Below are 8,372 nucleotides of genomic sequence, written 5' to 3' on the forward strand. Positions count from 1 at the left end.
CTCAGCTGATCGCGAGATCCGCTGGATAACCTGAAAGCTTAGGTCGCTCTCAGATTATCTCCTCATCAGGCTAATCACGGTTTTTGACCCGGCTTTTTGCCGGGTCTTTTTTTTGGCTCTTCAGGCTAATGAAGATCGTGATGGCGCGCATGATAGCAAAGGTGTTTCAGGGCGTGAACGCTCGTTACAAAACTTTGCGGAATCAGCACTTGAGAATCAATCTCGTTTAATCTACGCTGATCACGCATCACGGAAGATGCCCCCTCCTCCCCTTTATAGAGCAAGGAGCTGTCCATGACCCGTCTGCTGCTGCCCCTTGAGCACCCCACTCCTGCTACCGAGCATGATGCCGACGATGCCCTGCTGCATGCACTGAAGCGGCTACCACGGCGCGTACAGCAAGTATTCCTGCTTAACCGCCTCGATCAGCTGGACTTCGCCAGCATTGCTGTGCGCCTTGACCTGCCACTGGCGAGTATCGAGCGCAACATGGGCCAGGCGCTGCAAGCCGGCCGCTCGCGCCGGGATGTGCTGGCGAGCGTGGCCGGGCAATGGTATGTGCGCCTGCAGAGCCCACAGGTGACGGTGTGCGAGCGTATCGACTTCCGCCGCTGGCTGGATGCCGATACGGCGAACTTGCAGGCGTTTCACGATACGGAACTACGGTGGCGCAGCCTGCTGGCGCCGGCACGGCAATTGGGCCATGACGGCTGGTATCGGCAAGGCCGGGCGGCGCTGTCGCTGGGTGGCTGCTCTGTTGCGGTCGGGCTGGGTGTGGCGGCGTTGGTGCTGGTTGGGTTCTGGGCTTGATCAGCGCTTCAACATGCCTGTAAGTCCCTGCCCGAGCGCATGCCCGACTTCAGTTGCTCGATAGCCTGGGTACAGTAATGCCGCGCCTGGACTCGCGCTTCGTTTTGCACCACCTCCTGCTTACATGACAGGCACATCCGCCTGTTCGACCAACGCCACCCTCGCTGGCTGTTGCAACAACCCTCGGGGCAACCGAAAACCTTTGAACGGTTGTTGAGTAATTGGGTTGAAAGCCTTTGGGCGGCTGTGCGAGAAGCGGATCGGTAGCAATTGGGTGCAGTATTTCGAGTATGACGCCGAACAGCGGCTGGTTTGCGTGGAGCAGTACCGCAGTGGCGAGCGTGAGCGGGTGGTGTTTGCCTATGATCCGCTGGGGAGGCGGATTAGCAAGGAGGTTTATCAGAGGGACTATCCAGAGCCGCGTAATGTATCGCGGGACAGCTGATCAAGCGCATCGACCCGCAAGGAGGTGAATGGCGCTACAGCTACGACGATATCGGCCGCTTGATCGAAACCCGCGATCCCCTCGGCCGCAGCGAACACATCAAATACTTGCGACATTGGGCACTGCCCGTCCAGGTCACCGATACAGCCGGACGGACTCGGCAATACGGCTACGACAGCCACGGCAATCTGCTCTGGCAGCAGAACCCGCTGGGGCGCGAGACACAGCACCAATACGACCCGGAAGGCCGTGTTACCCAGGTCACCGATGCCCTCGAAAAGAGCAAGTACCTGAGCTGGAACACGTGCGGTCAGTTGCTCAGCTACCGCGACTGCAGCAATGCCCAGACGCTGTATCACTATGACGCCCATGGCCGCTTGCGCGAAAGCATCAATGCCCGGGGTGAACACACCCACTTCCGCTACGACGCACGTGGTTATCTGGTCGAAAGCGAACGTCCAGACGGTCGCATTGACCGCTATGAAATTGATGTCGCTGGTCAACTGACGCGCTACGTCGACCCTGCCCAGAAAACCCTGCAATTTCGGTACGCCCCCAGCGACCGTTTGGTCGAAACCGGGGCAAATAGCCGAGATATAAAATTCAGGCATAAAAAAAAAGAGGCCTTGAAGGCCTCTTTTTTTTGATCCCAGCGACGCACTGAGAATCGAATTTGGAGCGGGAAACGAGACTCGAACTCGCGACCCCGACCTTGGCAAGGTCGTGCTCTACCAACTGAGCTATTCCCGCGTCGTGATGGGTGCCATTCTAGCGATTTCTAAAACAGCGTCAACCCCTTGATTCAAAAAACTTTTATTTTTTTTCCGAGCCTTCGCGCAGGTGCGGCCAGGCGGCCAACAGGTAATGCACCATTGACCACAGCGTCAGCCCCGCTGCCACCAGCAGCAGCCCGTAGCCCAGGATCACCCAGAACGTTACCGCTGGCGGGTTGCCCAGCAGGATCACCAGCGCCAGCATCTGCGCCGCAGTCTTCCACTTACCGAGGTTGGACACCGCCACATGTGCTCGCGCCCCTAGCTCAGCCATCCACTCGCGCAGCGCAGACACCACGATCTCGCGACCGATGATGACCGCCGCCGGCAGGGTCAGCCAGAAGTTGGCGTGGGTCTGCACCAGCAGCACCAGGGCCACTGCCACCATCAGCTTGTCAGCCACCGGGTCGAGGAAGGCCCCGAACGGCGTGCTCTGCTGCAGTCGACGCGCCAGGTAGCCGTCCAGCCAATCGGTGGCGGCGGCAACCGCGAATACGCTGCTGGCGGCCATGTAGCTCCACTCATAGGGCATATAGAAGAGCAGAATGAAGCACGGAATGAGCAGGACGCGTAGAACGGTGAGCAGGTTTGGAATATTCATCGGTACGACTGGCCGCAAGTTGAGCCCGGCATTCTACTCGCTATGCAGGCTGGCATAAATTGATTCGGCAAGCTTTTTACTGATGCCGGGGGCTTTGGCGATTTCATCGATACTGGCGCGATTGAGCTCCTGTAAGCCGCCAAAATGTTTCAGCAGATCGCGGCGGCGCTTGGGCCCTACCCCAGCCACATCTTCAAGGCTGGAGACTCGACGGGCCTTGCCACGGCGGGCACGGTGGCCGGTGATAGCGAAGCGGTGGGCTTCGTCGCGGATCTGCTGGATCAGGTGCAAGGCCGATGAATCGCCCTTGAGGGTGAATTCGTGATGCACATCGTTCAGGTACAGGGTTTCGAAACCCGCCTTGCGTGTGACGCCCTTGGCCACACCGAGCAGGGTCAGGTCGGTGAAGCCCAGCTCCTGCATCACATCGCGGGCCATGTTCAGCTGGCCCTTGCCACCGTCCACCAGCAGCACGTCGGGCAACTTGCCCTCACCGTCCTTGATGCGCCCATAGCGGCGGGTCAGGGCCTGATGCATGGCCGCGTAATCGTCACCTGCGGTGACGCCTTCGATGTTGAAGCGGCGGTAGTCGGACTTGATCGGCCCTTCAGGACCGAACACCACGCAACTGGCCACGGTAGCTTCACCACTGGAGTGGCTGATGTCGTAGCATTCCAGGCGTTGCGGCACTTCATCCAGGCCCAGCACTTCGGCCAGGGCCTCGAAGCGCGCAGCCATGTGCTGGCGGTTGGCCAGGCGGGCATTCAGCGCCTGCTCGGCATTGGTCACTGCCAGTTGTTGCCAGCGGGCGCGGGTACCACGCACCCGGTGGCTGATGGTCAGTTCGCGGCCACGCAGCGTGTGCAGTGCTTCGGTGATGGCGTTGAAGTCTTCGTGCACAACATTGACGATCAACTCGCCGGGCAGCTCGCGCTCTGCGTTGCCCAAGTAGTACTGGGAAAGGAATGCGGCCATGACCTCGGCCACCTCCTCCTCGATGCCCACTTGCGGGAAGAAGTTCTTGCTGCCCAGTACTCGCCCGCCGCGCACGCTGATCAGGTGCACACAGGCGCCACCCGGATTGACGAAGGCGGCGATGACGTCGACATCGCCGCTGCCGCCCTCGATGTACTGCTGGTCCTGCACACGGCGCAACAGGGCGATCTGGTCGCGCAGCTCGGCGGCTTTTTCGAAATCGAGGGCCATGGCGGCCTTCTCCATCTCGGCGTTCAACTCATTGCCCAGTTGCTGGCTACGCCCTTCCAGAAACATCACCGAATGGCGCACGTCCTCTGCGTATTCCTCGGCAGTCACCAGGTCGGTGCAGGGCCCTTTGCAACGTTTTATCTGGTATTGCAGGCAGGGTCGGGTGCGGTTGGCGTAGTAGCTATCTTCGCACTGACGCACTGAAAAAGCCTTTTGCAGCAGGCTGAGGCTTTCGCGAATGGCCCCGGCGCTGGGGTACGGGCCAAAATAACGGCCCTTGGCCTTTTTCGCCCCCCGGTGAATGCCCAGGCGCGGAAACTCGCCATCGGACAGAAACACGTAGGGGTAGGACTTATCGTCGCGCAGCAGGATGTTGTACGGTGGCCGCCATTCCTTGATCAGGTTCTGCTCCAGCAGCAACGCCTCGGTTTCGTTGGCGGTGATGGTGGTTTCAACCTGGGCGATGCGCGCAACCAGCGCGGCGGTCTTGGGCGCAAGGCCAGTCTTGCGGAAATAGCTGGCCAGGCGCTTCTTCAGGTTCTTGGCCTTGCCCACGTAAAGCAGCCGGGCTTCGCCGTCGAACATCCGGTAAACGCCCGGGCGACCGCTGCAGGTCGCCAGGAATGCGCTGGCATCAAAGACTTGGGACATGAGGTTTTACAGGCTTGCGTCAACCATACCGTGGCGAACGGCCAGCAAGGTCAATTCGACGTCGCTGGTGACCGAGAGTTTTTCAAAGATCCGATAACGGTAAGTATTGACGGTCTTGGGCGAGAGGCACAACTTGTCGGAGATGATCTGCACTTTCTGGCAGCCGACGATCATCAGGGCAATCTGGATTTCCCGTTCGGACAACGCGTCGAACGGAGAGCCCTGCGGCTGGAACGGTTTCAGCGCCAGCTGCTGGGCGATCTGCGGGCTGATATAGCGCTGGCCGGCAAAGGCCAGACGAATGGCCTGAACCATTTCGTCAAGGCCCGCACCCTTGGTCAGGTAGCCGGCAGCGCCGGCCTGCAACAAGCGTGTGGGGAACGGGTCTTCCTCGCACACAGTCACCGCCACTACCTTGATGTCAGGATGGCTGCGCAGCAGTTTGCGGGTGGCCTCCAAGCCGCCGATGCCGGGCATTTTCACATCCATCAGCACAACGTCCGGCTTCAGCTCCCGGGCCAGTTTCAGTGCCGACTCGCCCGAGTCTCCCTCACCCACCACCTGCAGGCCGTCGATGTCGGCCAACATCCGTGTAATACCGGTTCGTACCAGATCGTGATCATCGACCACTAAGACCCTAATCAAGCACACACCTCGTCAGCAGGGCGATTGGATCCCGCCACCTTAACAAAATTTTTCACGGTGGGCCTAACGCATTGCTTCCTTCAGAAACGACTGACGTTCGACGGTGAGAGGCCTCACGATTTGCCGGGGCTTGGCGTCGTTGGCCAATCGCCCCAAAAGGTGCAAGAGCGCCGCCTGATCGTCCAACGGTAACTCCCGAAAAGCCTCCAGCAAACCGGACTCATCCGCGCTCAAACCTTCGAGCGCTGCCGGAGTGCGCAGGCCGCTGAGTACGTACAGCGCATCCACGCCCCTGGCCGCCAATGCCGCCAGGTAATCGACCCGCGGCGTGCGTTCACCGCTTTCGTACTTGCCCTGAGCGTTGGGCTCGACCCCACCGATATCGCCAAATACACGCTGGGTCATACCCAGCCGCTCACGCTCTTCCCGCAGTCGCGGACCGATTCCGTTCATAGGGGCTTCTCCTTTTCCCTTGTATCCTCAAACACGGTCTACCCGCCTGCAGGCAGCCGTAAATGTGTGGATCCACTATGCCCATGCTCTGTGGCTGCGACAAGCCATCATTTAGCTACTACGTTGATATCTCGCTGCATCCGCACAAAGCAATCGTCCTCACCCATCTCGACGAAGCCGTGACGCTGGTACAATAAGCGGGCCGGGTTGCTGCGGAACACCATCAGCCGCAACAGTGGGAGGCGCCGCTGCCTGGCCCACAGCGCCAGTTCTTCCAGCACCCAGCTACCGACGCCCCGCCCACGGTGTTCAGGCAACAGGTGCAACTCGCGGATGAATAGTGCCTGGCGGTCCTGGCTGAGGCTGCAAAAACCCAACAGGGTGTCACCTTCGATCACCAGCCACTGCTCGCGCCAGCCCCAGGCTGCGTCGAAGGCTTCTTCGATCCACAGCAGGTCGTATTCGCGGTAGTAGGGCAACATGGCGCGGCGCGTGAGGTCGCGGGCGAAGGTACAGTGAATGTCTTTGGCGGGAATCAACTGTAAGGGCATCGCATCGCACTCATTGGGCATAACACACCGGCGAACTGCCAGGGCCACACCGGTCCAGTTCGTTTTCCAACCAGTCGGCCAGCACCCGGGCATTGTTGTGCTCGCTGTCCTTGCCGGCATACAGCAATGTCAGCGTCCCCTTCCTGGCCATGTCCAGCAGCGGATACCAGTGCTCGGGGTGGGCCGCCAGTTCCTGCTGGTAACGCTGGGTAAAAACGGCGAAATCCACTTCACCCTGGTGGAATGCCTTACGCAATTCATTCGAAGGTGCCACTTCGCGCAACCACTGCCCATGGAGGTCTTCCTTGCGTTTGTTGCGCGGCCACAGGCGGTCGACCAGTACACGCTGGCCATCTTCATCCTCAACCGCATCATAGACACGCTTGCAGCGGATCATGGGCGTCTCCTGCCATTACCGTCCGTCTTGAGCCTAGATAATTCATTGATCGAGGTCACGGCCGGGTTACGAATTGTTTCTATGCTCAAGGCCTTCGGCATTTTCGCCCAACGCCAACCGGAGCCCCCATGGCAACCCCGTCAGTGGCCAGCACCCCACAACTGGTCCAACGCGACGCGCGCCCGCAATTCGCCAACAAGCCGGGGCGTGCCAGCCTGGTGCTGTTCTTCAGCTTGCTGCTGGCTGGTATCGCCTACACCGCCTGGAGCCTTCAGCAGGATGTAACCGCCAGCGGTACGGTAATCACCACGGCCACACCGTTCCTTCTGCTGGGCCTGGCGCTGCTGATTGCCCTGGGCTTCGAGTTCGTCAACGGCTTTCACGACACCGCCAACGCGGTAGCCACGGTGATATACACCCATTCGTTGCCGGCGCCGGTCGCTGTGGTGTGGTCTGGACTGTGCAACTTCCTGGGCGTGCTTTTCTCCAGTGGAGCGGTGGCATTCGGCATCATCGCCCTGCTACCGGTAGAACTGATTCTGCAGGTCGGCTCTTCGGCCGGCTTCGCCATGGTCTTCGCCCTGCTGCTGGCGGCGATCATCTGGAACCTTGGCACCTGGTGGCTGGGCCTGCCGGCTTCATCCTCGCACACCCTGATTGGCTCGATCATCGGCGTGGGCGTGGCCAATGCACTGATGCATGGGCGTGACGGCACCAGCGGCGTGGACTGGGCCCAGGCCAGCAAGGTGGGTTATGCCCTGCTGTTCTCACCGCTGATCGGTTTTGCTTGCGCAGCCCTGTTGCTGCTGGCCCTGCGCGCGCTGGTCAAACGCAAGGCCCTGTACCAGGCACCGGAAGGCCAGACACCACCACCGTGGTGGATCCGCAGCCTACTGATTCTGACCTGCACCGGGGTATCGTTTGCCCACGGCTCCAACGACGGCCAGAAAGGCATGGGGCTGATCATGCTGATTCTGGTCGGCACCCTGCCGATGGCTTACGCGCTGAACAAGACCATGCCCAACGAGCAGGCTCTGCAATTTTCCGCTGTCGCCGAGGTAACCCGCCAGGCACTGGTACGCAGCGCCCCGCAAGCGGCCCCGGCTGACCCGCGCCAGGTACTGACCCTGTTCATTGCCGAACCCAAGGCCAGCCCGCATCTGGTACCAGCACTGGCGGCGCTGACCGGGATGATCGGCGAAGAGGTCAAAGGCTATGGCTCGCTCAAGCGCGTACCGGCTGAGGCCATGGCCAACGTGCGTAACGACATGTACCTGACCAGTGAAGCCATCCGCCTCATGGAGAAAAACCACTTGGTGGCATTCGATGCCGACACCCGCAGCCATGTCCAGCTTTTCAAAGTCCAGCTGGACGACGCTACCCGCTATATTCCGCTGTGGGTGAAGGTGGCTGTAGCCATCGCGCTGGGGCTGGGGACCATGGTTGGCTGGCGACGTATTGTGGTCACCGTTGGCGAGAAGATCGGCAAGACCCACCTCAGCTATGCCCAAGGCGCATCGGCCGAAGTGGTGGCGATGTGCACCATTGGCGCAGCGGATATGTTCGGGCTGCCGGTGTCGACCACGCATGTGCTGAGTTCGGGGGTGGCCGGCGCCATGGTCGCCAACGGGTCGGGGATTCAGAAACGCACGTTGTTCAATCTGCTGATGGCCTGGGTGCTGACCTTGCCAGCGGCAATGCTGTTGGCTGGCAGCCTGTACTGGTTGCTGAACCACATCTTCTGAACACGTACGCCGCCTGTAGGAGCGGGTTTACCCGCGAATACGGTAGCGGCGGCAACGGTGAACGGCGGGTGGGGATTGGCCAGCAGGCCCGGCCC

At 60.6% G+C, this 8,372-nt stretch carries 9 protein-coding genes and 1 tRNA gene; 3 read left to right on the top strand and 7 right to left on the bottom strand.

Translation table 11 applies throughout. From position 1 onward, the window contains the following. The first annotated feature begins 294 nt into the window (after positions 1–294). Both ACF8GF_RS22675 and ACF8GF_RS22680 read left to right on the top strand, forming a co-directional pair. The gene (locus tag ACF8GF_RS22675; protein ID WP_176682232.1) at positions 295–810 is read left to right on the top strand and encodes a DUF4880 domain-containing protein; all 516 of its coding nucleotides are present in this window, start codon (positions 295–297) and stop codon (positions 808–810) included. Between the two features lie 444 nt (positions 811–1,254). Next, positions 1,255–1,902: a hypothetical protein gene (locus tag ACF8GF_RS22680; RefSeq protein ID WP_392488521.1), complete on the top strand. Its 648-nt coding sequence runs from the start codon at positions 1,255–1,257 to the stop codon at positions 1,900–1,902. Between the two features lie 27 nt (positions 1,903–1,929). Here the strand turns inward: ACF8GF_RS22680 and ACF8GF_RS22685 are convergent. From ACF8GF_RS22685 to ACF8GF_RS22715, 7 genes are all read right to left on the bottom strand, one after another. Next, positions 1,930–2,005: transfer RNA gene (locus tag ACF8GF_RS22685), tRNA-Gly, on the bottom strand. A gap of 63 nt (positions 2,006–2,068) precedes the next feature. Continuing rightward, on the bottom strand, positions 2,069–2,629 hold the full coding sequence (gene pgsA / locus ACF8GF_RS22690) for a CDP-diacylglycerol--glycerol-3-phosphate 3-phosphatidyltransferase (RefSeq protein WP_021783204.1): 561 nt from the start codon (positions 2,627–2,629) through the stop codon (positions 2,069–2,071). A gap of 33 nt (positions 2,630–2,662) precedes the next feature. Next, the gene (gene uvrC, locus ACF8GF_RS22695; RefSeq protein WP_064493178.1) at positions 2,663–4,486 is read right to left on the bottom strand and encodes an excinuclease ABC subunit UvrC; all 1,824 of its coding nucleotides are present in this window, start codon (positions 4,484–4,486) and stop codon (positions 2,663–2,665) included. 6 nt (positions 4,487–4,492) lie between these two features. Then, positions 4,493–5,131 (bottom strand): UvrY/SirA/GacA family response regulator transcription factor, encoded by a 639-nt coding sequence (gene uvrY / locus ACF8GF_RS22700; protein ID WP_003251380.1) that lies wholly within the window; start codon positions 5,129–5,131, stop codon positions 4,493–4,495. Positions 5,132–5,194: 63 nt separating this feature from the next. Beyond that, entirely contained in the window at positions 5,195–5,584 is a 390-nt protein-coding gene (locus tag ACF8GF_RS22705; protein ID WP_209967139.1) for a helix-turn-helix domain-containing protein, read from the bottom strand. Positions 5,585–5,691: 107 nt separating this feature from the next. Further along, the gene (locus ACF8GF_RS22710; RefSeq protein WP_176682230.1) at positions 5,692–6,135 is read right to left on the bottom strand and encodes a GNAT family N-acetyltransferase; all 444 of its coding nucleotides are present in this window, start codon (positions 6,133–6,135) and stop codon (positions 5,692–5,694) included. Between the two features lie 10 nt (positions 6,136–6,145). Next, entirely contained in the window at positions 6,146–6,532 is a 387-nt protein-coding gene (locus ACF8GF_RS22715; RefSeq protein ID WP_209967141.1) for a DUF488 domain-containing protein, read from the bottom strand. Between the two features lie 128 nt (positions 6,533–6,660). Here ACF8GF_RS22715 and ACF8GF_RS22720 point away from each other — a divergent pair, with 128 nt between their 5' ends. Beyond that, a complete protein-coding gene (locus tag ACF8GF_RS22720) occupies positions 6,661–8,277 on the top strand; it encodes an inorganic phosphate transporter (RefSeq protein ID WP_392488520.1) in 1,617 nt (538 codons plus the stop codon). The last annotated feature ends 95 nt before the right edge of the window (positions 8,278–8,372 follow it).

This window comes from Pseudomonas sp. yb_5, from assembly GCF_043103865.1.
GTDB classification, from domain to species: Bacteria; Pseudomonadota; Gammaproteobacteria; order Pseudomonadales; family Pseudomonadaceae; genus Aquipseudomonas; species Aquipseudomonas putida_Y.

Excerpts from the sequence above, each read along its gene's own strand:
- ACF8GF_RS22675 (WP_176682232.1), top strand. The coding sequence starts at position 295 with ATGACCCGTCTGCTGCTGCCCCTTGAGCACCCCACTCCTGCTACCGAG.
- pgsA (WP_021783204.1), bottom strand. The coding sequence starts at position 2,629 with ATGAATATTCCAAACCTGCTCACCGTTCTACGCGTCCTGCTCATTCCG.
- uvrC (WP_064493178.1), bottom strand. The coding sequence starts at position 4,486 with ATGTCCCAAGTCTTTGATGCCAGCGCATTCCTGGCGACCTGCAGCGGT.
- ACF8GF_RS22705 (WP_209967139.1), bottom strand. The coding sequence starts at position 5,584 with ATGAACGGAATCGGTCCGCGACTGCGGGAAGAGCGTGAGCGGCTGGGT.
- ACF8GF_RS22710 (WP_176682230.1), bottom strand. The coding sequence starts at position 6,135 with ATGCCCTTACAGTTGATTCCCGCCAAAGACATTCACTGTACCTTCGCC.
- ACF8GF_RS22715 (WP_209967141.1), bottom strand. The coding sequence starts at position 6,532 with ATGATCCGCTGCAAGCGTGTCTATGATGCGGTTGAGGATGAAGATGGC.
- ACF8GF_RS22720 (WP_392488520.1), top strand. The coding sequence starts at position 6,661 with ATGGCAACCCCGTCAGTGGCCAGCACCCCACAACTGGTCCAACGCGAC.